Origin of the sequence: Haloarcula sp. CBA1115 (assembly GCF_000827835.1) — an archaeon.
Taxonomy (GTDB): domain Archaea; phylum Halobacteriota; class Halobacteria; order Halobacteriales; family Haloarculaceae; genus Haloarcula; species Haloarcula hispanica.
The window spans coordinates 2,370,087-2,394,110 of sequence record NZ_CP010529.1; the positions used below are offsets into that span (position 1 = coordinate 2,370,087).

Below are 24,024 nucleotides of genomic sequence, written 5' to 3' on the forward strand. Positions count from 1 at the left end.
CTGCCGTGACATATTCGGCAAATGGCGACGAAAACTGAGTTCTGTGATCACTGCGAAGACACCCAACCAGTCGTCACGGACAAGCCGTGGCTTCCGGCCGTCTGTCTGAGATGTGGCCGTAACGTGTAGCCGATAGTCGCGCGAGAACGGAACTGCTTTCGGCCACCCGACCGGACGAGGGCGCATGGACGAGGTACTGGTCGCGTCGGATGTCGGGCGGCGCTACGGCGATACGGTTGCACTCGACGGCGTTTCGTTGACGGCGACCACCGGAGAGGTGCTCGCGCTGGTCGGTCCCAACGGGGCTGGCAAGACAACGCTGGTACGGGCGTTGACCGGAACGACAGACGCGACCGGCGAGGTTCGGCTGTTCGGCCAGTCGCCCAGAACGGTCGCCCGCGACCGAATCGGTCTGCTGCCACAGTCGTTTTCGCCCCACGAGCGGCTGACGGCGCGGGAGCTGCTGGAATACTACGCCGGTCTGTACGATGACACTCGCGATGTCGAAGCCGTCCTTGACGATGTCGGTCTGACCGACACTGCCAGCACGACATACGAGAACCTCTCGGGTGGCCAGCAGCGACGGGCCTGCGTCGCGACGGCGCTCATCAACGACCCGGACCTCCTTGTGCTGGACGAACCGACCACCGGCATCGACCCGGCCGGTCGGCGTGACCTCTGGCGACTGCTGGAGGGGCTTGCCGACCGCGGCGTGACGATACTCGTCACGACCCACTACATGGAGGAGGCCCAGCGGCTCGCGGACCGCGTCGGCCTCCTCGCCGACGGGACACTCATCGCACTCGACTCGCCGGACCAGCTCGTGGCCGAACACGGCGGCGACAGCCAACTCATCGTCGACGGAACCTTCGACGAGGCCGCCGTTTCAGCCATCGACTACCCGGCGGAGACAGCGATCCGGAACGGCCGGCTGGTCGTCTACGGCATCCGCCCGGAGTCCATCGGCAACATCACCGAGCAACTGGGCCAGGCGGGCATCGAGTACGACAGCCTCACCTGGAAACAGCCTGACTTAGAGGACGTGTACCTCGAACTCACCGGAACGGCTGTCGGCCAGCGCGGTGAACCGCGCCGGACAGAGCCGGCGGCAGGTGGTGTCCAATGAGCCGACTGGGGCGACTCGCATCGGAGACGCGCGCGGCGTCGCTGGCTTTCCTCCGGCGACGGACAGCCGTCTTCTTCACCTTCTTCTTCCCGGTCATCATTGTCGTCATCTTCGGCGTGCTAGTCCAGACCCAGCCGGGCGGCGGCGGGCTGTTCACAGAGCCGCCGAGCTTCTACGCGCCGGGCTATCTGGCCGTCGTCGTCCTGTTTACGCCACTCTCCCGCGTCGGTAGCGAGGTGGCGCGGCATCGGGACGGCAACCGCTTCGAGAAACTGGCAACGACGCCGCTGACCCGAACCGAGTGGCTACTGGCACAGACGTTTGTCAACGTCGTCATCATCGGCATCGCCGGCCTCATCATACTCGGCATGATGGTGTGGCTGACCGGCGCGACCATCCGCCCCTCTGTGCTCCTACTCCCCTTTGTCGGCCTCGGCGTCGCGCTGTTCTGTGCCGTCGGTGCGATGCTGGGCAGCCTTGCGGACTCACAGGACGGCGTCATCGCGGCGAGCAACGGCCTCGCGCTCCCGCTGCTCTTCCTCTCGGAGACGTTCGTCCCACAGACCCTCCTGCCCGCGTGGCTCCCGACCTGGCTCTCGCCGCTGACGTACTTCTCGCGTGGCGTCCGTGCGGCGACAACCGGAACCGGTGAAGCACTCGCCCCACTCGCCGTTCTCACAGTCTGTGCCGTCGTCGGCTTTGCCGTCGGTGCGCGGCTCCTCCCGCGGACGGACTGAGCACCGACGGGGCCTTTTACAAGCGTGCGACCGACGACAGCAGACTGGACAGCTCCGCTTCAGTCGCGTTCCCCGATTCGATAGCGTCTTGCGGGTCACGGCCCATCTCTTGGACAGTTTCGATGGCGCGGTCGGGGCCGTAGTCGTAATGATACACCAGCCACGCGGCGAGTACCTGTCCGGTGCGGCCGATGCCGGCCAGGCAATGAACGACGACCCGCTCTTCTGTCTCACAGGCGTCAACCAGGAACGGCAGAATATCGTCGTGGAGGCGGTCTTGGGGGATGAGTTGGTGGTCGGGAACCGGTACGTGGCGGACTGATGACGCTCCGAAGGCCTCCCGATAGCGCTGGATGTTGGCCCCAGCGTCGTCGAGCTGTTGTCCGGGAAGCAGACAGCAGACCCGCTCGATGTCGTGTGCCTGCATATGTGCGATCCAATCGTCGAGAGCGTCCTGATGCGTGGCGGCCGAATGCCAGCCCGGCGCACAGGACCCGTAGACGTACTCTTCGTTGGAGGCTGCAGGCGCGAAGCGGTGTGGATTCACGATGGGCATAGCACCCGTTACCCTGCCTATCCTACCGATACCCTTCACTCTACCCACCCAATTCTCAGCTGTGATTCTCTGAATAGAACACTGTCTCCGCCAGACTGCTTTCCAGCTCCGACCAGTTTCAGTGGCCACGTTTATACTGTCAGTTCCCCCTACGTCGAGACATGGTGACGTTTCTCGCCGGCGGGACGGGAACGCCGAAGCTCCTCGCCGGTGCCGACGACGTGTTTTCGCCGGCGGCGACGACTGTCGTCGCCAACACCGGCGACGATATCGAACTGGGAGGCCATCTCGTGTGCCCGGACCTCGATACCGTCCTGTTTCTCGACGGTGAGGTCCTCGACCGGGAGACCTGGTGGGGTATCGCCGACGACACCGCCGAGACACACAGTGAACTGACGCGGCTCGCCGACGCCGCCGGGCTGGATAGTGGTCCTCGATACCTCCCCGACGACGCGCAGACTGAGGGCCGAAGTATTGCCCGCTGGCGCCGCTTCTCCGGCGTTGCGGAGTTCATGCACATCGGCGACCGGGACCGCGCGGTCCACGTCACGCGCACCTCGCTCCTAGACGAGGGCCAATCACTCACAGCCGTGACGCGGACGCTCGCCGACGCGTTCGGGTTGGACCGGACACTGTTACCGATGAGCGACGACCCGGTCGCTTCCATCATCCACACGCCGAGCGGTCCGATGCACTTTCAGGAGTGGTGGGTCGGTCGGAACGGGGAGCCGCCGGTCGAAGATGTTGAGTTCAGGGGCGCAGAACGGGCCAGCGCGACGGATGCCGTCCTGACCGCACTTGACGATACGGTTGTCATCGGCCCGTCGAACCCCGTGACCTCGCTCGGGCCGATGCTCGCCATCGATGAGTTCGAGCAGGCGCTACACGAGACAACGGTCGTCGCCGTCTCGCCGTTCATCGAGGACACGGTGTTTTCCGGGCCGGCGGCGGACCTGATGGCCGGCGTCGGGCTGGAGCCCAGCACTGGCGGCGTGGCCGAGGCGTACCCCTTCGCTGACGCGTTCGTACTGGACGACGACGATTCCACGCTGCTCGACGTGCCGGTCGTCAGAACCGATACGACCCTCGACGACGCGGCCGACGCTGAACGGGTGAACCGTGCCGTCGAAACAGCTCTCTCGGAGGTGGCCTGATGTTCGAGCCGCGACTCGCCCTCGCGAGTCTGAGCGGCGAGGCCGACGCGTCGTGGGCCCGCACGGTCGAGTCCCACGTCGGGTGTGCGTTCCTCGGCGGTATCGCGCTCGACGACCGGACCCGCGAGGCCGCCCGAGCGATGACGGACCGCGACCGCTCCGAGTTCCTGCCCGATGACCCGGTCGCGTTCGTCGACGACCAGCTCGGCGCGCTTGCGGACGCACCACTGCGCCCGGCGTTCAACGTCCGGAGCGCGACGCTTGGCCCCGTCGAGCGTGTCGCCGCCGTCTGTCAGCGCCACGACGCCATCATCGAGATCAACGCCCACTGTCGGCAGGACGAGATGTGCGCCGCGGGTGCCGGCGAGGCGCTGCTCCGGGAGCCGGAACGACTGGCGGCGTTCGTGGAAACAGCAGCGTCGACAGGGGCGACGGTGTCGGTGAAGGGCCGTGCCGAACTCGATGGCGTCTCGCTCCCAGCCGTCGCTCAAGCCATCGAAGACGCTGGTGGAGACCTGTTCCACGTCGACGCGATGGACTCCGAGTCGGTCGTCGCCGACGTGGCCGACGCCACCGACCTGTTCGTCGTCGCGAACAACGGCGTTCGAGGGAGAGAGACGGCACGGGAGTACCTTTCGTACGGCGCTGACGCCGTCAGCGTCGGTCGCGCGAGCGACAAGCCGGAGACGCTCGACGAGATCCGAGCGACGACAGCGGAGTGGTTCGCGTCGGAGGTGCCACTGTGAGCGAACGGTCGGTTGCACAGAACGCCCAGCTTGCACTGCTGCTGGAGGTCTCCGGGACGCCGAAGCCCGGCAACGTCGACCGCGAGCGGGAGTACGATGACCTGCGGTTCGAGCATTTCATGGCCGGGGCTGTGGGGGCGCGGCCGGGGCTTGACCGCGCGGCTGCCGCCGACCCTATCGGTCCCGCGTTCGAGACAGCCGTCGAAGGGATGGCCGCCCAATCCGGCGGGAACACCCAGTTCGGGGCCCTGATGGTACTCACGCCCCTTGCCGCCGCGGCCGCGGACGGGCGACTGTCACCATCCGATGTCGATGCTGTGGTTCATGAGACGACCGTCGAGGACGCGGCGGCGTTCTACCGCGCCTTCGAACATGTCGACGTGGCCGTCGACGACCCGCCGGACGGACTGGAACCGCTCGACGTTCGTCGCGGGAGCGACGCCGTTCCGGACCTCCGGGCGCGCGGGCTGACGCTGCTCGACGTGATGCAGTCCAGCGCGGATGTCGATGGCGTGGCCGCCGAGTGGGTGTCCGGTTTCGAGCGCGTGTTCGAGGCCAGCGAGTGGCTACTGGAGGGGTCTGGCCCAGTCGCTGACCTCGCATCGGACGTGTTCATCGAACTGCTCGCGGCGGAACCGGACACCTTCATCGTCACGCGGCAGGACCGCGAAACCGCTGAGGAGGTCCAGCGACGGGCACAGGCTGTCCTCGAGGGTGCGGAAACCGCGACCGGCCTCGCCGAGGAGTTCGTCGAGCGGGACATCAACCCCGGAACGACTGCTGATCTCGTTGCGGGCGCGCTGTTCGTCGCGCTCGAACGGGGGCTCGAAGTGTGACCAGGGATTCCTCTGGAGATGGCGGCCCGGACTCCGGTGGCTCCGGGACGGAGTGGCCGGTCGCCCTTTCCGGCGTCTCCGAGACCGTCGTCACTACGCTTGGACCAAACGACCGCTGGAACGTCGCCGCACTGGGTGTCCATGCGCCGGACGGCGACGGACCAGCCACGGCGACGACGTGGGGCCGGACCCGGACCTGGCGGAACTTCCGGGAGCGTGGGGGCGGCTACGTCCAGTTCACGCGCGACCCGGTCGACTTCGCCGAGGCGGCGCTGTCGGTCCGCGAGGAAGACGTCCCTGTCCTCGATAGCGTGGACGCGTGGGTCGAAGTCGATGTGGAGCGGCGTGACTCTGGCTCGAAGGGGGACACCCAGTGGGTCGAATGGGCGCTACACCCCGTCGACAGCGCCGTCACGCGGCGGGTCGTGCCGACGACGAACCGCGGCCACGCCGCCGTCGTCGAGGCGACCGTCGCGGCCTCGCGACTTGACGTGCCCAGCTACGACAGCGAGACGCTGCTAGACCGTCTCGCGTACTTCGAGTCCGTGGTCGAAACGGCCGGCGGCGAACGCGAGCGAGCGGCTTTCGAGCGCGTACGCGACCTGATCGATGCCGAGTGGTAGGGACGCCGCACGGAATGAGGGGCACACAGGCGACACACGACGACCCGTGACAGACTGTGTCGCACTCTCGCGGACCCTGCCACGGCGACGTTCAGCGCACGGTAACGGATCGTTCCACCCCTACTGATAAACGTTCGCGTGCGTGGTCCGTTCCGAACCCTTTTTGAGTGCGACCAAGCAAGTAGCGCGCATGGCAATCAAACCCGCCTACGTCAAGAAGACCGGGACGCTCCTCATGGAGCGATACCCTGACGCCTTCGGTGCAGACTTCGAACACAACAAAGACGTCGTCGAGGAACTGACCAACATCGAGTCCAAGGGTGTCCGCAACCGCATCGCCGGCTACGTCACCCGGAAGATGAACAACCCGGTCGAAGCGTAATTCGGTTCTTTCTCTCTGTTTCTTGCCGGTGACTGAGCCGCTGCTGTATCGGCTCTGAACCCTTACTGCTCTGGCTGGGCGCGCTGGCTGTCGCTCTGTCGCTTTCGGTGGATAATGCCCTGCATGTTGGCGGTGCGGGCGGCGATGTCGCGGAACGACTCGCCGACGTCGCTGTCCTCATCAAGGACGAGCGGTTCCCCGGTCGCGCCCCCTTCCCTGACTTCGGGGTTGAGCGGGATCTCCCCGAGGAACGGCATCTCCGTCTCGTCGGCGAACTCGCGGCCGCCGCCGCTGCCGAAGATGTCGTGCGTGCCGCCACAGTCGGGACAGACGAACGACGACATATTTTCGACGATGCCAAGCACTGGCGTCTCGTGGCGACCGAACATCCGGAGCCCCTTCCGGGCGTCATCGAGGGCGACTTCCTCCGGCGTGGTGACGATGACAGCCCCGGAGACGGGCACTTGCTGGAGCATCGTCAACTGCGTGTCGCCGGTCCCCGGCGGCAGGTCGACGACCATGTAGTCGAGTTCGCCCCAGAGCACGTCGTCCCAGAGCTGCGTGAGGACGTTGTCGACCATCGGCCCGCGGAAGATGACCGGGTCGTCCTTGCCGACGAGGAAGTCCATGCTCATCAGCTTCATCCCGTGTTTCTCGACGGGGATGATCTCCTCGTCCTCGGTTGCGCGGGGCGATTCGTCGGCGTCGAGCATCCGCGGGACGTTCGGCCCGTACACGTCGGCGTCGAACAGGCCGACGCGGGCGCCGAGCCGCGAGAGGCCGGCGGCGAGGTTCACCGCGACGGTGGACTTGCCGACCCCGCCCTTCCCCGAGGCGACCGCGATGACGTTCTTGACCTTCGGCAGTGGGTCTTCGGCCTCCGGGACACCGCGGTCGACGCTCGCGGAGAGGTCTATCTCACGGTCGATGTCGCCCATCGCCTCGCGGACCTCGTTCGCGATGCTCGTCTCCGTCGGCGAGTACGGCGCACCGAGCGCCAGGTCGATGCTGACCTCGTCGTCAGTCACGTCGATGCTGTTGATCAGCCCGAGTGAGACGATGTCGGCTCCCAGATCCGGGTCCTCGACCGTTCGCAGGCGCTCGCGTACGTCGTCTGTATTCATGCACAGGAGTAGGTCCCGGAGGTGCGATAAGGATTGTGACCCGTCGAATGCGGGCAGCCCGCTGCCCCGGCCCCGCAACAGCGGATAAGTTCTAAGGTCACTCTCGCGTGCGCGAAGAACACATCTCTCTATGGATGTCGAAACACGTAGACGCTCTCCCCGTCCAACTCGGCGCGCAACTCGCCGCTGTCGTGGTCGAACACGAACCGCTCCGGCGTCCCGGCAAACGAGTGGAGCGGCATCCCGGTGTCTATCGTACCATCGGGAGCCACTGCGACGTGGGTTCGGCCGCTGAAGTCGGCCCGGAGCGTGCCGTCGTCCGTTTCGGTAACCGTGCCGGACCCTGCGAACCGTTCCAGGTGGTCACGGACCGCTGTTCGGTCGGTCGGGTCGACGCTGTTGCCGCCGTCAGTGATGCACCGACGCATACGCCGACATGGGCGCCTAGCGACGAATGTGTTGTGCTGGCACCTGACAAGTGCAGCGATGCTTGCGATTCCATGTCTCTGTGGGTATGTCCCGAAGTCACGCTGTCGGGCCCCTTCGTTGCGTTTAAATACAACCCCGGAATAGAATCGGATAGACTCGTGTAGGGGGACCGGCCCCCGAGTCCGCGTGCTGCGGGCGCGAGTGTCATAGAACGCGTGTCGTGGTAGCCAAGCCTGGCCCAAGGCGCAGGGTTGCTAACTCTGTGGCGTACAGCCTCCGGGGTTCGAATCCCCGCCACGACGCTCACCCATCAGTACCTACATATGAGTGCAGAAGACCCCAACGCGGGCGAGGACGCGGATGCCGAAGAGGAGGAGGACATCCGCTATTTCGTCCGTATCGGACAGACAGACCTCGACGGGACGAAATCCGTCGAGCGAGCACTGACAGAACTGAACGGTATCGGCCACCGGGCCGCCCGAATCATCACCCAGAAGGCGGACGTGGACCGGCGCGCGGTCTTCGGCAAGCTCGACGACGACGTCATCGAGCGCGTCGTCGACCACGTCGAGAACTTCGCCGACGAGGTGCCCGAATGGATGGCCAACCACCAGAAGGACTACTTCACTGGTGAGACCACCCACGAGACTGGCAACGACCTCCAGCTCACCCGCCGGCAGGACATCAACCGCATGAAGATGATCGACTCCTACCGCGGTGTCCGCCACAAGCGCGGCCAGAAGGTCCGTGGACAGCGTACCAAGTCCACCGGCCGGACGGAGGGGACCATCGGCGTCAACGTCGAGGCGATCAAAGAGGAGCAGGCTGAGGAAGCCGCCGCGGAGGATGACGAATAATGGCGCTTGGTTCGAACACGAAGTTCTACGAGACGCCGAATCATCCCTTCCAGGGCGAGCGAATCGCCGACGAGGCCAACCTCATCGGCCGCTACGGCCTGAAGAACAAAGAAGAGCTCTGGCGCGCACAGTCCGAGCTTCGTGGCTACCGCCGTGAGGCCCGGAAGCTGCTGGGCAGCGCCGGCGAGCACGAGACCGAGTCCGAGGAGTTCCTCGCTCGGCTCAAGCGCTACGGCATCCTCAACGAGCAGGACCAGCTCGACGACGTGCTGTCGCTCGACGTGACCGACGTGCTTGAACGTCGCCTGCAGACGGTCGTCTACCGCAAGGGCTACGCGAACACGCCCGAGCAGGCCCGCCAGTTCATCGTCCACGGCCACATCGTGCTGGACGACGCTCGTGTCACCCGACCCGGCATGACGGTCGAGACCGCCGTCGAGAGCTCGGTCGGCTTCGACGAGCACAGCTCGCTGTCGGACGAACTCCATCCTGAGCGCGCGGAGGCCCAAGAATGAGCGAAGAAACCGAAGACATCTGGGGCATCGCCCACGTGCACGCATCGTTCAACAACACGATTATCACCATCACCGACCAGACCGGCGCTGAGACGCTCGCGAAGAGCTCCGGCGGGACGGTCGTCAAGCAGAACCGCGACGAAGCGTCGCCGTACGCGGCGATGCAGATGGCCGAGGTCGTTGCGGAGAAAGCCCTCGACCGCGGCGTCGAGGGCGTCGACGTTCGGGTCCGCGGTCCCGGCGGCAACCTCCAGACCTCGCCCGGTCCGGGTGCGCAGGCGACGATCCGCGCACTCGCCCGAGCGGGCCTGGAGATCGGTCGCATCGAGGACGTCACGCCGACCCCGCACGACGGCACTCGTGCACCCAAGAACTCCGGATTCTAACCAATGACACAGGACTACGAGGTTGAGTTCGTCGAACGCGGCGAGCGCGAGGCCCGCATCCTCGTGCGCGGCATCACGCCGGCATTTGCCAACGGCATCCGGCGAGCGATGGTCGCGGACGTGCCGACGTTCAGTATCGACACCGTCCGCGTCATCGAGAACACCAGCGTGATGTTCAACGAGCAGATCGGTCTCCGACTGGGACTGGTCCCGCTGACGACCGACCTCGACGACTTCGAGATCGGCGACGAGGTGACGCTGTCGCTGTCCGTCGACGGGCCGAGCACGGCCTACTCCAGCGACCTCGTCTCCTCGGACCCGATGGTCGAGGCGGCCGACGACAACATCCCGATCATCGATCTCAAGGAGGGCCAACGTCTCGAAGTCGAGGCCGACGCCGTCCTCGACACCGGTCGGGAACACGCCAAACATCAGGGCGGCGTGGCCGTCGGCTACCGACACCTCCAGCAGGTGGAGGTCGTCGGCGACCTCGGCGAGTTCGAGGACGACGACCCGAACATCCTGCGTGGCGTCATCGAAGAGCAGGCGGCCGAACACGCCGCCGGCGACGCCACCAACGGCGAACTCGTCGCGACAGACGAGTTCGACAACGACCTCCGGAACCGCTACCCCGGCAAAGACGTCGAGGTCTCGGACGTGCCGAACGCGTTCGTGTTCCACGTCGAGACGGACGGGTCGTTCACCACCGAGGAACTGGTCCTGCGCGCGGTCGAGACGCTGCGTGACCGCGCGACCGAACTGAAAGACGCAGTCCAACTGTAACGACACAATGCCCCGACACACCCCACCACTACCGATGACCGCCCGCTCCCCGAGCGCGAGGACCGAAAGGGGTTTTACGGGGCACGCAAAACGAACAATCGCACGCAGGGATAGCCAAGTTTGGCCAACGGCGCAGCGTTCAGGGCGCTGTCCCGTAGGGGTCCGCAGGTTCAAATCCTGCTCCCTGCACTTTTCCCACAACGGAGGAATCATATGAGTAAGACGAACCCGAGACTCAGTAGTCTCATCGCCGACCTGAAGTCAGCCGCCCGCAGTTCGGGCGGTGCTGTCTGGGGCGACGTCGCCGAGCGCTTAGAAAAGCCACGGCGCACACACGCGGAAGTCAACCTCGGCCGTATCGAACGATACGCCCAGGAAGACGAAACCGTCGTTGTGCCCGGCAAGGTGCTTGGCTCCGGTGTCCTGCAGAAGGACGTCACCGTCGCCGCTGTCGACTTCTCCGGAACCGCCGAGACGAAGATCGACCAGGTTGGAGAGGCTGTATCACTCGAACAGGCAATCGAAAACAACCCAGAAGGCTCCCACGTCCGGGTGATCCGATGAGCGTCGCAGAATTCGACGCGGATGTCATCGTTGACGCCCGCGACTGTATCATGGGCCGCGTCGCATCACAGGTCGCCGAACAGGCTCTCGATGGCGAGACGGTCGCCGTCGTCAACGCCGAGCGCGCTGTGATCACCGGCCGAGAGGAGCAGATCACAGAGAAGTACAAGAAACGTGTCGACATCGGTAACGACAACGGGTACTTCTACCCCAAGCGACCGGACGGCATCTTCAAGCGCACCATCCGTGGCATGCTGCCCCACAAGAAGCAGCGTGGCCGCGAGGCGTTCGAGAACGTCCGTGTCTACCTCGGCAACCCGTACGACGAGGACGGCGAGGTCCTAGACGGCACGTCGCTTGACCGACTGTCGAACATCAAGTTCGTCACGCTGGGCGAGATCAGCGAAACGCTTGGAGCGAACAAGACATGGTAACGAACACGTCTGGCAAGAAGAAGACCGCCGTCGCCCGCGCGACCGTTCGCGAGGGCGAGGGCCGCGTGCGTATCGACTCGCAGCCGGTCGAACTCGTCGACCCCGAGCTGGCGCAGCTCAAGATGCTGGAACCGTTCCGCATCGCCGAGGACGACCTCCGCGGCGAGGTCGACGTCGAAGTGTCCGTCGAAGGTGGCGGCGTCATGGGGCAGGCAGACGCCGCCCGAACCGCCATCGCTCGCGGGCTCGTCGACCACACCAACGACGCCGAACTCCGTGACGCGTTCATGGAGTTCGACCGCTCGCTGCTGGTCAACGACGTTCGCCAGTCCGAACCCAAGAAGTGGGGCGGCCCCGGTGCGCGGGCCCGCTACCAGAAATCGTACCGCTAAGGTGATACAGGTATGATGGTACCGGTTCGGTGTTTCACGTGCGGTAACGTCGTCGGCGAGCACTGGGAAGAGTTCAAAGCACGCACCCGCGAGGCCGAGGAGCCCGAGAACCCGGAGAAGGTCCTCGACGAACTCGGCGTCGAGCGGCACTGCTGTCGCCGGATGCTCGTCTCACATAAAGACCTCGTCGACATCGTCTCACCCTACCAATGAACGCACAGGAAAGCCGCTACGAGAAGGCCCGCAAACTCGGCGCACGAGCGCTGCAGTTGGCTCACGGTGCTCCCGTGCTCATCGAGACGGAACACACCCAGCCGATACTCATCGCCGCCGAGGAGTACGACGCTGGCGTCCTACCGTTCACGGTCAACAGGAGTGATTAACGATGACGCTCATCACTGACATCCGACTCCGCCGCGTCCTCGACTCCCGCGGGAACGCGACTGTCGAGGCCGACGTTCTCACTGAGAGTGGGGGCTTCGGTCGTGGCAAGGCACCGAGCGGCGCAAGCACGGGCGAGTACGAGGCCATCGAACTCCCCGCTAACGAGGCCATCGCCAACGCCCGTGAGGATGCGCTCCCGCGGCTCATCGGCGAGGTCCACGCTGGGAACCAGCGTGACGTCGACGCGGCGCTCCACGCCGCCGACGGTACCGACGACTTCTCCGGCATCGGGGCCAACAGCGCGGTCGCCATCTCGATGGCGGCCGCAAAGGCCGGTGCCGACGTGCTGGGCGCACCGCTGTACCAGCACCTCGGCGGCACGTTCCGGGGCAACGAGTACCCGACGCCGCTGGGCAACATCATCGGCGGCGGCGAACACGCCGCGGATGCCACGAACATCCAGGAGTTCCTCGCGGCCCCCGTCGGCGCGCCGAGCGTCGAAGAGGCCGTCTTCGCCAACGCCGCGGTCCACCAGGAGGTCCACGACATCCTGGCCGACCGCGACCTGCCAGCGGGCAAGGGCGACGAAGGAGCCTGGGCACCGTCCGTTTCGGACGACGAAGCGTTCGAGATTATGGACGAGGCCGTCGAGACCGTCGCCGACGACTTCGGCTTCGCTATCTCGTTCGGCCTCGACGTCGCCGGCGCAGAACTCTACGACGCTGACGAGGACGGGTACGTCTACGATGACGGCGTCAAGTCCACCCAGGAGCAGATAGAGTACATCGCCGGGAAGGTCGAGGAGTACGACCTCGTCTACGTTGAGGACCCACTCGACGAGAACGACTACGAGGCATTCGCCGACCTGACCGCACAGGTCGGTGACCAGACGCTCGTCTGTGGCGACGACCTGTTCGTCACGAACGTCGAGCGCCTGCAGGCCGGTATCAACGCCGACGCCGGGAACTCCATCCTGATCAAGCCGAACCAGATCGGGACGCTCACCGACGCTGTCGACGCCATCGAACTGGCGACGGCAAGCGGCTACGAGTCCGTCGTCTCCCACCGCAGCGGCGAGACGGAAGACACGACGATCGCACACCTCGCTGTCGCCACTGACGCACCGTTCATCAAGACCGGCGCGGTCGGCGGCGAGCGCACAGCCAAGCTGAACGAACTAATCCGTATCGAGGACAACGCAGTATGAGCGGCAACGAAAAAGAAGGTCTCGACGCGTCCGATTCCGACTTCGACCCGTCCGACGAGGACGACGAAGCGGTCGACGCGGAGACCGAAACGGAAGCCGAACAGCCCGCCGACGACGCCGCAGAGGCGACAGAGGCCGAACCAACCGATGCCGACACGGAGGCCGACGAAGCGGCCGACGCCGACGAGGCCGCCGGCCCACAGCTGGACGAGGACGTCATGCCCGACGAGCAGTCGGAGGCCGACCTCCTCATCCCCGTCGAGGACTACCTCGGCGCCGGTGTCCACATCGGGACCCAGCAGAAGACCCAGGACATGGAGCGGTTCATCCACCGCGTCCGGACTGACGGGCTCTACGTGCTGGACGTCTCGATGACCGACGAGCGCATCCGCACAGCCGCGGACTTCCTGGCCAACTACGAGCCGGAGCAGATCCTGGCCGCGTCGTCGCGCCAGTACGGCCGGTTCCCGGCCGAGAAGTTCGCCGAAGCGATCGGCGCGCGCGTCCGCACCGGCCGGTTCATCCCCGGCACGCTGACCAACCCCGACTACGACGGCTACATCGAGCCTGACATCGTGGTCGTCACCGACCCGATCGGTGACGCCCAGGCTGTCAAGGAGGCCATCACGGTCGGCATCCCGGTCATCGCGATGTGTGACTCCAACAACACCACGTCGAACGTCGACCTGGTCGTCCCGACGAACAACAAGGGGCGCAAGGCGCTGTCGGTCGTCTACTGGCTGCTGGCCAACGAGACGCTCGACCGCCGCGGTGCCGAGCCGACGTACGGACTCGACGACTTCGAGTCCGACATCTAACGTCGCTGAACTGTTTCGTTTTCTCGCTGTCGAAGTGCGAGTGGCGATGCCAGTATCGCCAACACAAGACCTACCACAAGCCCCGGAGTAGGGCTGGCAAATGGCAGAGGGAGACACACTCGTTAACGCGATTATCGGTGCCGTCGCAACCGCTCTGCTGAGTGGATTCGTCCCGCTTGCGCCGCTACTCGGTGGTGGCATCGCCGGCTATCTCGAAGGCGGCGAGCGAGACGACGGCGTCCGTGTCGGATTGCTGTCCGGCGCCGTCGGGCTGGCGATATCGCTGGTCTTCTTCGTGGTCGTGTTCGTCTTTCTGGCCGCATTTCTGGCATTTGTGCCCGAAGCACTGGGCGTGTTCGGCGCGGTGGGACTGCTCGTGCTCGTCCTCGGAACAGTCATGACGGCCGCGTATTTCCTCGGCTTGAGCGCGCTCGGCGGCTGGCTGGGTAACTACGTCAAGCACGACACGACCATCGGCGACTGACTGGCCAGCCGCGCTGTCGGTAACTACATCACGGGGGACGCCACTACCGAGAACGCATATGCGTGAGTCGGTGACCAACGCCGGTATCGGGGCGCTCGTCACGGTTGCGCTGTCGTTCGTTCCCTTTTCGTCGGTGGCTGGGGGTGCCGTGGCCGCGGCGAACCACGGCGGCAGCTACCGGACGGGGCTCTGGCTGGGAACGCTGGCCGGCGTCTGCGCGATGGTTCCCTTGCTTGCCCTCTTTCTCCCAGCGCTGTACATCGCCGGCCTCCTCGGGTTCGGGATTCCGCCCGGCGCACCGGGGTACGACTTGTTTCTGGCGCTCGTGTTCACGTTCTTTCTGCTGTACACTGTCGGTCTCAGCGCTCTCGGTGGTCTCGGCGGCGTCTGGATATCGGCACACACCGACTGGGACCTAGACGCCAACCGCTGGCTCTGAATGCACGTGAACCGCCCGCTGCCCGACATTTGGCATGCCATTCAAGCGTGTCCGACACTAACGTCAGCCGATGTCAAAGACGCCGCCCGGACCGAAGGGCGAACCGCTGTTCGGCAGTAGCCGCACGTACGCTCGGGACCCGTTCCGGTTCATCTCGGCGCTGGAGCGAGCATACGGCGATGTCGCCCGCTTCGACATGGGGCCGATGGATACGGTCATGCTGTGTGATCCGACGGCAATCGAGCGCGTACTGGTCTCGGAGGCCGACCAGTTCCGCAAGCCCGACTTCCAGGGCGACGCGCTGGGGGACCTGCTAGGTGACGGACTGCTGTTGAGCGAAGGGGAGACGTGGGAGCAGCAGCGAAAGCTCGCCAACCCCGCGTTCTCGATGGCTCGGTTGTCGGGGATGGCCGACCGCATCACCGACCACGCGGAGGACCGGATCGCCGACTGGTCCCACGGCGACGTCATCGACGCCGAGCAGTCGATGACCCGGGTCACGCTGGACGTAATTCTGGACCTGATGATGGGCGTCGAGCTTTCCGAGCAGCGAGTCCGGACCATCGAGGAACAACTGTTGCCGCTTGGCCAGCGGTTCGAGCCGGACCCTATCCGGTTCGCCATGCCCCAGTGGATGCCGATGCCCGACGACGCCGAGTTCGACCGCGCCGTGCGGACGCTGGACGAGGTGCTGGACGACATCATCGCGGTCCGTGAAGAATCGCTTGGGACGGCTGAGGACGGCCCGATGGATTTCCTGTCGGTGCTCTTGCGTGCACGCGACGAGGGGAACCAGTCGCCCGAGCAACTGCGCGACGAGATGATGACCATGCTGCTTGCCGGTCACGACACGACGGCGCTGACGCTGACCTACACCTGGTTCCTGCTGTCGGAACACCCCGAAGTCGAACAGCGGGTCCACGAGGAACTCGACGACGTCATCGGCGACGACCGGCCGGGGATGGAGCACGTCCGCGAACTGGACTACCTCGAATGGGTGATTCAGGAAGCGATGCGGCTCTACCCACCGGTGTACACCATATTCCGGGAGCCGACCGAGGACGTGACGCTGTCGGGCTACGAGGTCGAGGCGGGGACGACGCTGATGGTTCCTCAGTGGGGCGTCCACCGCTCCGAGCGGTTCTACGACGACCCAGAGACGTTCGATCCGGAGCGCTGGAAGCCCGAACGAGCCAGCGAGCGCCCGCGGTTCGCCTACTTCCCGTTCGGTGGTGGCCCGCGCCACTGTATCGGAAAGCATCTTGCCATGCTCGAAGCACAACTCATCACCGCGACGACGGCTAGCCAGTACCGACTGGAGTTTCAGGGGGAGACGCCTCTGGAGTTGTTGCCGTCGCTGACCGCCCATCCTCGGCAGGAAATGTCGATGCGCGTGCAGGAACGGTAGCGCGGACTCCGATGTGACCACTCCGGTGTCGTCGTCGCCTCACAGTGCGGGATCGACGTGACAGGGACTTGGTCATCAGCTATTTACTGCAGAACCCCGTGTAAGCGTACAAGAACAGCGGACTGAACGTCTCTCCGGTGACCGATTTCAGCCGCGGTCACGGTGGGAGGGCCCCGTTCACAGCCGACTACTCGACCATCATGACACTGCTGCAGAACACCACTGGCGGCAATCGTCCCGCGCCGTTTGCAGTTGTCCTGCGACCGGACCTGTCCCGAGACAGTTCCCAGAGCCATATCACTCCGACTGCTCTTGAGCAGGGAACGATATCTATCCCGGCGCAATGGCCAGACTCGAACGGGATACCGAATGACGTCTGAGACCGCTGTCAACGGGGACGACAGGGTTCAGGTCCTCTACGTCGGCACCGATTCGGACGACGCCGAAACGCTGTCGACGGCGCTCGAACGCGAGAACGGCCGTTTCACGGTCGAAACGGTGCGCACTGCTCCCGAGGCTGTGGCGAGGCTGGCTGACGATACCGTAGACTGTCTCGTCTCCGACTACGACCTGCCCGAACGGAACGGTGTCGAGCTTCTGGAAACGGTCCGTGACGAGCATCCGACCCTCCCGTTTATTATCTACACTGCCCGGGGGAGCGAGGCGGTCGCCAGCGAGGCGATTTCGGCCGGTGTCACGGACTACCTCAGGAAAGAGCCGGGCACCGAACAGCATGTGGAGTTGACGAACCGAATCTTTGACGCCGTCGAGCATCACCGCTCACAGCAGGCGACCACCGAGCGGAACCGAGCGCTCCGGAGCTACGAGCGGATGGTCAACTCCATGCAGGAGGCAGCCTGTATTTACGATGCGGAGGGGCGGTTCGAAATCGTCAACGAGACCATAGCAGAGTGGTACGACACGACGCGCGCTGCGCTCGAAGGACAGACCAGTAGACTCGTTCCGCGTATTCGAACCGAGGGTGAGAGAGACCGCTACCAGGAACTGCTCGACGGAACGCGGGAGCAGCTTAGCGGCGAAATCGAAGCGGAGTTCCCCGGCCACGGACACGCGGTGGTCGCGTACCAGCTAACGCCGCTGGTCGTCGATGGTGTTATCGACGGCATCGTCGGCGTCGCTCGGGACGTCACCGACCGGAAAGAGCGCGAACAGAAGCTACTCCGGAACAAACGCGCGATAGACGAGGCCCCGGTCGGTGTCGTTATCACCGACCCTGGCCAGACGGACAATCCGCTGATCTACGCCAACGACCACTACCGCGACCTGACTGGCTATTCGCTTCCGGAGTTACTCGGGAAGAACTGCCGAATGCTACAGGGCGAGAACACCGATCCGGAGTCCGTCGCTACAATGCGGGACGCGATTGACGCAGAGGAGCGGGTGACGGTCGAACTCAGGAACTACCGGAAGAACGGGACCGAGTTCTGGAACAGGGTTCGGATCGCGCCGGTTCGAGACGACGACGGGACAGTCGTCAACTACGTCGGGTTCCAGCAGGACATCACGGAGCGGAAACGACGCGAGAAACGATTAGAGGAAACGTCGTCGCGGCTGGAAGCCCTCTTCGAGAATTCACCGGACATGATCGACGTGCTTGACGCCGACGGGACGATCTGCGACGTGAACCAGCGGTTCTGTGCGGAGCTGGGGTACGACGAGAGCGAGGTGATCGGGCGGTCGATCTGGGAGTTCGACCTGACGTTCGACGCCGAGGACGTGCAGACCCAGCTTTCCGGGTTCAGTGTCGACGAGCGCCGGAAGTTCGAAGGCCTGTACGAACGCCGCGACGGGTCGACGATGCCGGTCGAAGTACATCTGCTCCGACTCAGCCTCGACGGCAAGGACCGGTTCCTGGCGATCAGCCGTGATCTCACGGAGCGCAAGGAGCGCGAGCAGGAACTCGAACAGCAAAACGAACAGCTCGAACAGTTCGCCAGCGTCGTCAGCCACGACCTCCGGAACCCGCTGACTGTCGCTCGCGGCCAACTCGAACTCCTGCGAGAGGAATCCGATAGCGAGCATATCGACGCCATCGACGGCGCACACCAGCGGATGGATACACTCATCGACGACCTGCTCACGCTCGCACGCGACGGCGCGTCACCCGCTTCGCCCGTCGTGGTTGACCTCGAACCGTTCGTCCAGACGTGCTGGCAAAACGTCGACACGAAAGCCGCGACGCTCCGCACTGACATAGACCGGCCCATCCGCGCCGACGAGAGCCGCCTCAGACAACTGTTCGAGAATCTCGTCCGCAACGCGGTTGAGCACGGCGGTGACGGCGTGACCGTGACCGTGGGCGAACTGGCCGACGGCTTCTACGTCGCGGACGACGGTCCCGGTATCCCTGTGGCCGACCGCGGGGACGTGTTCGATGCCGGCTACTCGACGGCGGTCGAAGGGACCGGCTTCGGCCTGAGCATCGTGAAACAGGTCGCTGACGCCCACAGCTGGGCGGTCCGCGTCGGCAGCGGCAGCGACGGCGGCGCCCGGTTTGAGTTCACCGATGTCGACACTGTCTCTGAGTAGTATCCCGAGGGTCGTCCTGACCATCGACTCCGAAAACGCCTAACGCCCTGGGTGCACACGAGCGGGTATGGTCACGTCGAGCGCTCCCGGGAAGGTGTACCTGTTCGGGGAGCACGCGGTCGTCTACGGTGAGCCGGCGGTGCCCTGCGCCATCGAGCGGCGAGTGCATGTGACGGCAACCGAGATCGACGAGGGGTTGCGAATCCACGCGAACGACTTGCAACTGGACGGCTTTACCGTCGAGTACTCCGGTGACGGGGAGAGCCATCCGGACGTGGACGTCGCCGAATCGCTCGTCGAAGCCGGCATGGGGTACGTCAACGAGGCAGTGGCACAGGCCCGTGACGCGGCCGACGCGCCGGAAGCGGGCTTCGAGATTTCCGTCGAGGGCGACATCCCGCTCGGGGCGGGGCTGGGGTCGTCTGCCGCGCTCGTCGTCGCGGCGATAGACGCGGCGACCCGGGAACTCGGCGTCGAACTGCCGGCGAGCGAAATCGCCGACCGCGCCTATCAGGTCGAACACGAGGTACAGGACGGGCAGGCCTCGCGGGCGGACACGTTCTGCTCGGCGATGGGCGGGGCGGTCCGCGTGGAGGGCGACGACTGCCGGCGGCTGGACGGCATCGACACCCTCCCCTTCGTCATCGGCTACGACGGCGGGGCCGGCGACACCGGCGCACTGGTCGCCGGCGTCCGGACCCTCCGCGATGAATACGACTTCGCTGCCGACACCGTCACGGCAATCGGCGATATCGTCCGCGAGGGCGAAGCGGTGCTGGAAACGGGCGATTACGAGCGGCTCGGGGAACTGATGGACTTCAACCACGGACTGCTCTCGGCGCTGGGCGTCTCCTCGCGGTCGCTGGACTCGATGGTGTGGGCGGCCCGCGACGCCGACGCACACGGCGCGAAACTCACCGGAGCCGGTGGCGGTGGCTGTATCGTCGCGCTGGACGAGACGGACGACGCGCTCACGGCGCTGAAGTACACGCCGGGGTGTGAGGACGTCTTCCGGGCCGAACTGGACACCGACGGGGTCCGGCAGGAATGACGGCCGTCCTCAAACTCGGCGGGAGCGTCATCACGGAGAAAGACGAACCCGAGACGGTCGATACGGCCGCTCTGTCGGCGGCGGCGTCGGCTATCGCCGAATCGGCAGTCGGGGAGGATATCGTCGTCGTTCACGGCGGCGGGAGCTTCGGCCACCACCACGCCGCCGATTACGGTGTCAGCACGACCGCGGGGACCCACGACGTGGACGGCGTACAGGCCATCCACGGCGCGATGTGTCGGCTCAACGCCGCCGTCGTCGATGAACTCACTGGGCAGGGAGTTCCGGCTGTCCCGATCCACCCGTTCTCGGCGGCCACACGCGACGCCGACAGTGACCTTTCGCTGCCGACGGCGCAGGTCACGACGCTGCTCGACGAGGGGTTCGTCCCGGTCCTCCACGGCGACCTCGTCGCACACGCCGGTGCGGGCGCGACGGTTCTGAGCGGCGACGAACTGGTCGTCGAACTCGCGCCCGCTGTCGACGCGGACCGCGTCGGCGTCTGCTCGACTGTTCCCGGCGTCCTCGACGAAGACGGGACCGTCATCGACCGCATCGAGACATTCGAGGCCGTCGCATCGGCGCTGGGCGGGAGCGACGCGACGGACGTGTCGGGTGGGATGGCCGGCAAGGTCCGTGCGCTGCTCGCCCTCTCGGCCCCCGCCGTCGTGTTCGGGCCCGACGCACTCCCCGCGTTTCTCGCCGGTGAGAGCCCGGGAACGACTATCGCTGGTGATGACGACTGGTGAGACTGCTACTACTGTCGTCGACTGGCCCGTTCCAGAAAGCGATTTAGTCCATAGTGTGCCCAGGCTGGCTGATACAGGGTATCTCTGCCCAGGTCTGGCAGACTGATAGCTTAAATATCACTTCTTCGGCTGTCGTAACATATTTGTCCTCTGTTATCAATTATGCGACTATGTCTGCAGTAGGTCTGACCGACGTCTATCGATACGGAACGAGGTTTCTCGGGACATTGCTTGTCGTCGCCGGCGTCGGTGGCGGCCTCATCGCTGCAGGGTACGTGCTGATACAGAACGGCTCTCTCGACTCGTTCTCGGGGACGCAAGGCTATCGCGCGGTACTCGGCGTCGTCGTCGGTGCGCTCGGTGGGCTCCTGTTGCTCTCCGGCCTGCTCGGCCTGAGCCACAAGCTCATCGCCGACGCGACGATGGCGGGCACGCTCGCGGCCCAGACAGCACAGCGTGGTGCGAGTGACGTGGCAGCCGCCAGTCCACCAGCGAGCGACCAGGCAGCAACTGAAACTGCCGATGATAGCGCGTCCGCGGCGACCGAATCGGATTCGGAGTCGGAAGAACCGACGACGGAGTCGGCCGAGACTGAACCGGCGGTTTCTCAGGAGACGGAACCGGCTGCCGACTCAGCGACTGTCGAGCCGGCAACGGCCGAACCCGAGGTATCGGAGCCGGTCGCTGACTCCGAGCCGGACGCGGACTCGTCCGGAGACTCGGGGATCCACGCGTCCCAGGAACCCTCCGACCCATCCGACGGGACAGTGGCGTCCGCTACGTCCGACGCTTCGGCGGCCGGGACTGATGACGCACCGGTGACGGCAGCCGACGAAGATCCGCTGGCGGATGCTGACCCGGCAACAGCTGATGACCCGGTAGCAGGCGATGATCCAGTGACAGACAAGGACCTTCTGGACACCGACGACACTTCAGGACCACCGTCGACCGACGACACGATGGCCGCGGCGACAGACGACACGATGGCCGCGGCGACAGACGAAGACGAAGTGGAGACGGCCCAGAACGAACAGCTATCGAACCAACAGCCGGCGGAAAACGTTGCTGGACCGGAATCTGAAGCAGTGGACGACACCACTGCGGAGCCATCCCCGACGGACCTCGCCGGTGAGACGGAAACGGTAGAGCCCCAGTCTGAACCCAGCGAGCAGTCGGACCGCGACCTGCTCGCCGAGGACGCCGCCGAGGAACCAGAATCGAGCACGGAACCACAGGAGTGGACTCCGCCGGACCCTGCGGAGTTCGACACGCAGAGCGAGGAACCCGCTGCGGCTGACGACTGGGGAGCGGACGAACCAGTACCGGCCGACGACTGGGAAACCGAACCTGAAGCCGATACCGGACCCACTGCTGTCGGATCACCAGATGACGCCGAGGCGGACCAGCACGACGCCGTGACCGAGGACACCCGACTACTCGACGAATCCGGTAGGGCAGACACGTCCAGTGGCCCGCGGACGACGGACGACCTGTTCGGTGGCGGCACTGCTGACGAGCAATCCGATTCCCGGGCCGACGAGAGCGTACAGGGCGAGGTGGAGTCACAGGACGCGGACGCGACTGACGACGAGGACACGACGCTCGCGGACGACGGTGTCACTGGTTTCGACGTCTCCAGTGACGACGACCCGCTCTCGGACCCCTTAGACGACGAGTAGCGACGAACCCACACCGTTTTAAGAAGCGCCGTTGTAGTCCGGAGTAACCGAGCGCACGGCCGCTCGCGGACTGCGGTTCGGCGGCCGGCAGACGGCGGATGTAAGTTGCGGGACGGAAGTCCCTCCCACTGCGGTTGCACAGGCTACGGGCGTACCCGACTGGCCTGGAGCGCCGACGCGGATGAAGTCGCCTACATTGCAGATACCGTCGTTGCCGTGCCCCACCGGATGCCCGCGGCCGGCTTTCCACTCGGAGCTACAACCATGGAAGTCGAAATTGCGACAATTGGCGGTTACGAGGCTGTAGGCCGACAGATGACGGCCGTCCGTGCAGGGGACGACGTCGTCATCTTCGACATGGGCCTGAACCTCTCGAAGGTACTGATTCACGACAACGTCGAGACGGAACGGATGCACTCGCTGGACCTCATCGACATGGGTGCCATCCCGGACGACCGGGTCATGTCCGACCTGGAAGGCGACGTGAAGGCCATCGTGCCGACACACGGTCACCTCGACCACATCGGCGCGATATCCAAGCTCGCCCACCGCTACGACGCCCCCATCGTCGCGTCGCCGTTCACCATCGAACTCGTCAAACAGCAGATCAAGAGCGAGGAGAAGTTCGGCGTCCAGAACGACCTCGTCAAGATGAGCGCCGGCGAGACGATGTCCATCGGCGAGCGCAACGAACTGGAGTTCGTCAACGTCACACACTCCATCATCGACGCGATCAACCCCGTGCTTCACACGCCGGAGGGCGCAGTCGTCTACGGGCTCGACAAGCGGATGGACCACACGCCGGTCATCGGCGACCCCATCGACATGAAGCGGTTCCGCGAGATCGGCCGCGAGGGCGAGGGCGTCCTCTGTTATATCGAGGACTGTACGAACGCGGGTAAGAAGGGCCGCACGCCCTCCGAATCCGTCGCTCGTCGCCACCTCAAAGACGTCATGACCAGCATTGAGGACTACGACGGCGGCATCGTCGCCACGACGTTCTCCTCGCACATCGCCCGTGTCAAGAGCCTCGTCGAGTTCGCTGACGACATCGGCCGCCAGCCGGTGCTACTGGGCCGCTCAATGGAGAAGTACTCCGGCACGGCCGAACGACTCGACTTCGTCGACTTCCCGGAAGACCTGGGAATGTACGGCCACCGGAAGTCCGTCGACCGGACGTTCAAGCGGATCATGAACGAGGGCAAGGAGAACTTCTTCCCCATCGTTACCGGCCACCAGGGCGAGCCCCGCGCGATGCTCACCCGGATGGGCCGCGGCGAGACGCCCTACGAGCTAGACGACGGCGACAAGGTCCTCTTCTCGGCCCGGGTCATTCCGGAGCCGACCAACGAGGGCCAGCGCTACCAGTCCGAGAAGCTCCTGGGCATGCAGGGCGCGCGCATCTACGACGACATCCACGTTTCGGGCCACCTCCGCGAGGAGGGCCACTACGAGATGCTCGACGCGCTCCAGCCGAAGAACGTCATTCCGGCCCACCAGAGCCTCGAAGGGTTCGCACCGTACGTCGACCTCGCGGAAAACATGGGCTACAAAGCCGGGCGGGACCTCCACATCACCCGCAACGGCAACATGATCCAGCTCACCGAGTAA

The 24,024-nt window shown here is 65.2% G+C and carries 29 protein-coding genes and 2 tRNA genes; 28 read left to right on the top strand and 3 right to left on the bottom strand.

What is annotated here, in order from left to right; translation table 11 throughout:
* Positions 1-184: 184 nt before the first annotated feature.
* Together SG26_RS11870 and SG26_RS11875 are read left to right on the top strand one after the other, a co-directional pair.
* A complete protein-coding gene (locus SG26_RS11870) occupies positions 185-1,126 on the top strand; it encodes an ABC transporter ATP-binding protein (RefSeq protein ID WP_050037670.1) in 942 nt (313 codons plus the stop codon).
* A complete protein-coding gene (locus tag SG26_RS11875) occupies positions 1,123-1,863 on the top strand; it encodes an ABC transporter permease (RefSeq protein ID WP_050037671.1) in 741 nt (246 codons plus the stop codon). Before SG26_RS11870 ends, SG26_RS11875 begins: the two co-directional genes overlap by 4 nt.
* A 16-nt stretch (positions 1,864-1,879) precedes the next feature.
* On the opposite strand, the gene SG26_RS11880 is transcribed toward SG26_RS11875, so the two are convergent.
* Positions 1,880-2,419 (bottom strand): dual specificity protein phosphatase family protein, encoded by a 540-nt coding sequence (locus tag SG26_RS11880; RefSeq protein WP_023843156.1) that lies wholly within the window; start codon positions 2,417-2,419, stop codon positions 1,880-1,882.
* 161 nt (positions 2,420-2,580) lie between these two features.
* Here SG26_RS11880 and cofD point away from each other — a divergent pair, with 161 nt between their 5' ends.
* From cofD to SG26_RS11905, 5 genes are all read left to right on the top strand, one after another.
* Positions 2,581-3,573 carry a 2-phospho-L-lactate transferase gene (gene cofD / locus SG26_RS11885; protein ID WP_050037672.1) on the top strand — a complete coding sequence of 331 codons (993 nt, stop codon included), beginning with the start codon at positions 2,581-2,583 and terminating at the stop codon, positions 3,571-3,573.
* The gene (locus SG26_RS11890; RefSeq protein ID WP_050037673.1) at positions 3,573-4,319 is read left to right on the top strand and encodes a tRNA-dihydrouridine synthase; all 747 of its coding nucleotides are present in this window, start codon (positions 3,573-3,575) and stop codon (positions 4,317-4,319) included. The genes cofD and SG26_RS11890 overlap by 1 nt, the downstream gene beginning before the upstream one ends.
* Positions 4,292-5,155: a triphosphoribosyl-dephospho-CoA synthase gene (locus SG26_RS11895; protein WP_050037674.1), complete on the top strand. Its 864-nt coding sequence runs from the start codon at positions 4,292-4,294 to the stop codon at positions 5,153-5,155. Before SG26_RS11890 ends, SG26_RS11895 begins: the two co-directional genes overlap by 28 nt.
* Positions 5,152-5,778 carry a DUF447 domain-containing protein gene (locus SG26_RS11900; RefSeq protein ID WP_014039753.1) on the top strand — a complete coding sequence of 209 codons (627 nt, stop codon included), beginning with the start codon at positions 5,152-5,154 and terminating at the stop codon, positions 5,776-5,778. Before SG26_RS11895 ends, SG26_RS11900 begins: the two co-directional genes overlap by 4 nt.
* 190 nt (positions 5,779-5,968) lie before the next feature.
* Positions 5,969-6,160, top strand: a complete 192-nt coding sequence (locus SG26_RS11905; protein WP_004516807.1) for a 30S ribosomal protein S17e — start codon at positions 5,969-5,971, stop codon at positions 6,158-6,160.
* A 62-nt stretch (positions 6,161-6,222) separates the two neighbouring features.
* On the opposite strand, the gene SG26_RS11910 is transcribed toward SG26_RS11905, so the two are convergent.
* On the bottom strand, positions 6,223-7,284 hold the full coding sequence (locus SG26_RS11910) for an Mrp/NBP35 family ATP-binding protein (protein ID WP_014039754.1): 1,062 nt from the start codon (positions 7,282-7,284) through the stop codon (positions 6,223-6,225).
* A gap of 128 nt (positions 7,285-7,412) precedes the next feature.
* Entirely contained in the window at positions 7,413-7,712 is a 300-nt protein-coding gene (locus SG26_RS11915) for a hypothetical protein (RefSeq protein WP_050037675.1), read from the bottom strand.
* A 218-nt stretch (positions 7,713-7,930) separates the two neighbouring features.
* Between SG26_RS11915 and SG26_RS11920 the strand changes: the two genes are divergently transcribed.
* The 21 genes from SG26_RS11920 (at position 7,931) to SG26_RS12020 (ending at position 24,024) form a co-directional block, all read left to right on the top strand.
* Positions 7,931-8,015: transfer RNA gene (locus SG26_RS11920), tRNA-Ser, on the top strand.
* Between the two features lie 21 nt (positions 8,016-8,036).
* Entirely contained in the window at positions 8,037-8,570 is a 534-nt protein-coding gene (locus SG26_RS11925; RefSeq protein WP_008310371.1) for a 30S ribosomal protein S13, read from the top strand.
* Complete coding sequence (locus tag SG26_RS11930) at positions 8,570-9,085, top strand: 30S ribosomal protein S4 (protein ID WP_004593562.1); 516 nt, start codon at positions 8,570-8,572, stop codon at positions 9,083-9,085. The genes SG26_RS11925 and SG26_RS11930 overlap by 1 nt, the downstream gene beginning before the upstream one ends.
* Positions 9,082-9,471 carry a 30S ribosomal protein S11 gene (locus SG26_RS11935; RefSeq protein ID WP_004516802.1) on the top strand — a complete coding sequence of 130 codons (390 nt, stop codon included), beginning with the start codon at positions 9,082-9,084 and terminating at the stop codon, positions 9,469-9,471. Before SG26_RS11930 ends, SG26_RS11935 begins: the two co-directional genes overlap by 4 nt.
* A 3-nt stretch (positions 9,472-9,474) precedes the next feature.
* On the top strand, positions 9,475-10,254 hold the full coding sequence (locus SG26_RS11940) for a DNA-directed RNA polymerase subunit D (protein WP_004963344.1): 780 nt from the start codon (positions 9,475-9,477) through the stop codon (positions 10,252-10,254).
* 104 nt (positions 10,255-10,358) lie between these two features.
* Positions 10,359-10,443 (top strand) — tRNA-Leu (locus SG26_RS11945).
* A gap of 24 nt (positions 10,444-10,467) precedes the next feature.
* The gene (locus SG26_RS11950) at positions 10,468-10,818 is read left to right on the top strand and encodes a 50S ribosomal protein L18e (RefSeq protein ID WP_004516800.1); all 351 of its coding nucleotides are present in this window, start codon (positions 10,468-10,470) and stop codon (positions 10,816-10,818) included.
* Positions 10,815-11,252: a 50S ribosomal protein L13 gene (locus SG26_RS11955; protein ID WP_008310363.1), complete on the top strand. Its 438-nt coding sequence runs from the start codon at positions 10,815-10,817 to the stop codon at positions 11,250-11,252. The genes SG26_RS11950 and SG26_RS11955 overlap by 4 nt, the downstream gene beginning before the upstream one ends.
* A complete protein-coding gene (locus SG26_RS11960; RefSeq protein WP_004516798.1) occupies positions 11,246-11,644 on the top strand; it encodes a 30S ribosomal protein S9 in 399 nt (132 codons plus the stop codon). Before SG26_RS11955 ends, SG26_RS11960 begins: the two co-directional genes overlap by 7 nt.
* A 12-nt stretch (positions 11,645-11,656) precedes the next feature.
* The gene (locus tag SG26_RS11965; protein ID WP_023843157.1) at positions 11,657-11,857 is read left to right on the top strand and encodes a DNA-directed RNA polymerase subunit N; all 201 of its coding nucleotides are present in this window, start codon (positions 11,657-11,659) and stop codon (positions 11,855-11,857) included.
* The gene (locus tag SG26_RS11970; RefSeq protein WP_004516796.1) at positions 11,854-12,027 is read left to right on the top strand and encodes a DNA-directed RNA polymerase subunit K; all 174 of its coding nucleotides are present in this window, start codon (positions 11,854-11,856) and stop codon (positions 12,025-12,027) included. The genes SG26_RS11965 and SG26_RS11970 overlap by 4 nt, the downstream gene beginning before the upstream one ends.
* 2 nt (positions 12,028-12,029) lie before the next feature.
* Positions 12,030-13,235: a phosphopyruvate hydratase gene (eno, locus tag SG26_RS11975; RefSeq protein WP_050037676.1), complete on the top strand. Its 1,206-nt coding sequence runs from the start codon at positions 12,030-12,032 to the stop codon at positions 13,233-13,235.
* On the top strand, positions 13,232-14,053 hold the full coding sequence (gene rpsB, locus SG26_RS11980; RefSeq protein WP_050037677.1) for a 30S ribosomal protein S2: 822 nt from the start codon (positions 13,232-13,234) through the stop codon (positions 14,051-14,053). Before eno ends, rpsB begins: the two co-directional genes overlap by 4 nt.
* A gap of 100 nt (positions 14,054-14,153) precedes the next feature.
* Entirely contained in the window at positions 14,154-14,537 is a 384-nt protein-coding gene (locus SG26_RS11985) for a DUF5518 domain-containing protein (RefSeq protein WP_014039759.1), read from the top strand.
* A gap of 58 nt (positions 14,538-14,595) precedes the next feature.
* Positions 14,596-14,976, top strand: a complete 381-nt coding sequence (locus SG26_RS11990; protein ID WP_014039760.1) for a DUF5518 domain-containing protein — start codon at positions 14,596-14,598, stop codon at positions 14,974-14,976.
* Between the two features lie 70 nt (positions 14,977-15,046).
* The gene (locus SG26_RS11995; RefSeq protein ID WP_050037678.1) at positions 15,047-16,384 is read left to right on the top strand and encodes a cytochrome P450; all 1,338 of its coding nucleotides are present in this window, start codon (positions 15,047-15,049) and stop codon (positions 16,382-16,384) included.
* A gap of 369 nt (positions 16,385-16,753) precedes the next feature.
* A complete protein-coding gene (locus tag SG26_RS12000; protein ID WP_050037679.1) occupies positions 16,754-18,934 on the top strand; it encodes a PAS domain S-box protein in 2,181 nt (726 codons plus the stop codon).
* Between the two features lie 67 nt (positions 18,935-19,001).
* Positions 19,002-19,985, top strand: a complete 984-nt coding sequence (gene mvk / locus SG26_RS12005) for a mevalonate kinase (protein ID WP_050037680.1) — start codon at positions 19,002-19,004, stop codon at positions 19,983-19,985.
* Positions 19,982-20,734, top strand: a complete 753-nt coding sequence (locus SG26_RS12010) for an isopentenyl phosphate kinase (RefSeq protein ID WP_050037681.1) — start codon at positions 19,982-19,984, stop codon at positions 20,732-20,734. Before mvk ends, SG26_RS12010 begins: the two co-directional genes overlap by 4 nt.
* Positions 20,735-20,904: 170 nt before the next feature.
* Positions 20,905-22,413 (top strand): hypothetical protein, encoded by a 1,509-nt coding sequence (locus SG26_RS12015; protein WP_050037682.1) that lies wholly within the window; start codon positions 20,905-20,907, stop codon positions 22,411-22,413.
* Positions 22,414-22,677: 264 nt separating this feature from the next.
* Complete coding sequence (locus tag SG26_RS12020; RefSeq protein ID WP_050038279.1) at positions 22,678-24,024, top strand: ribonuclease J; 1,347 nt, start codon at positions 22,678-22,680, stop codon at positions 24,022-24,024.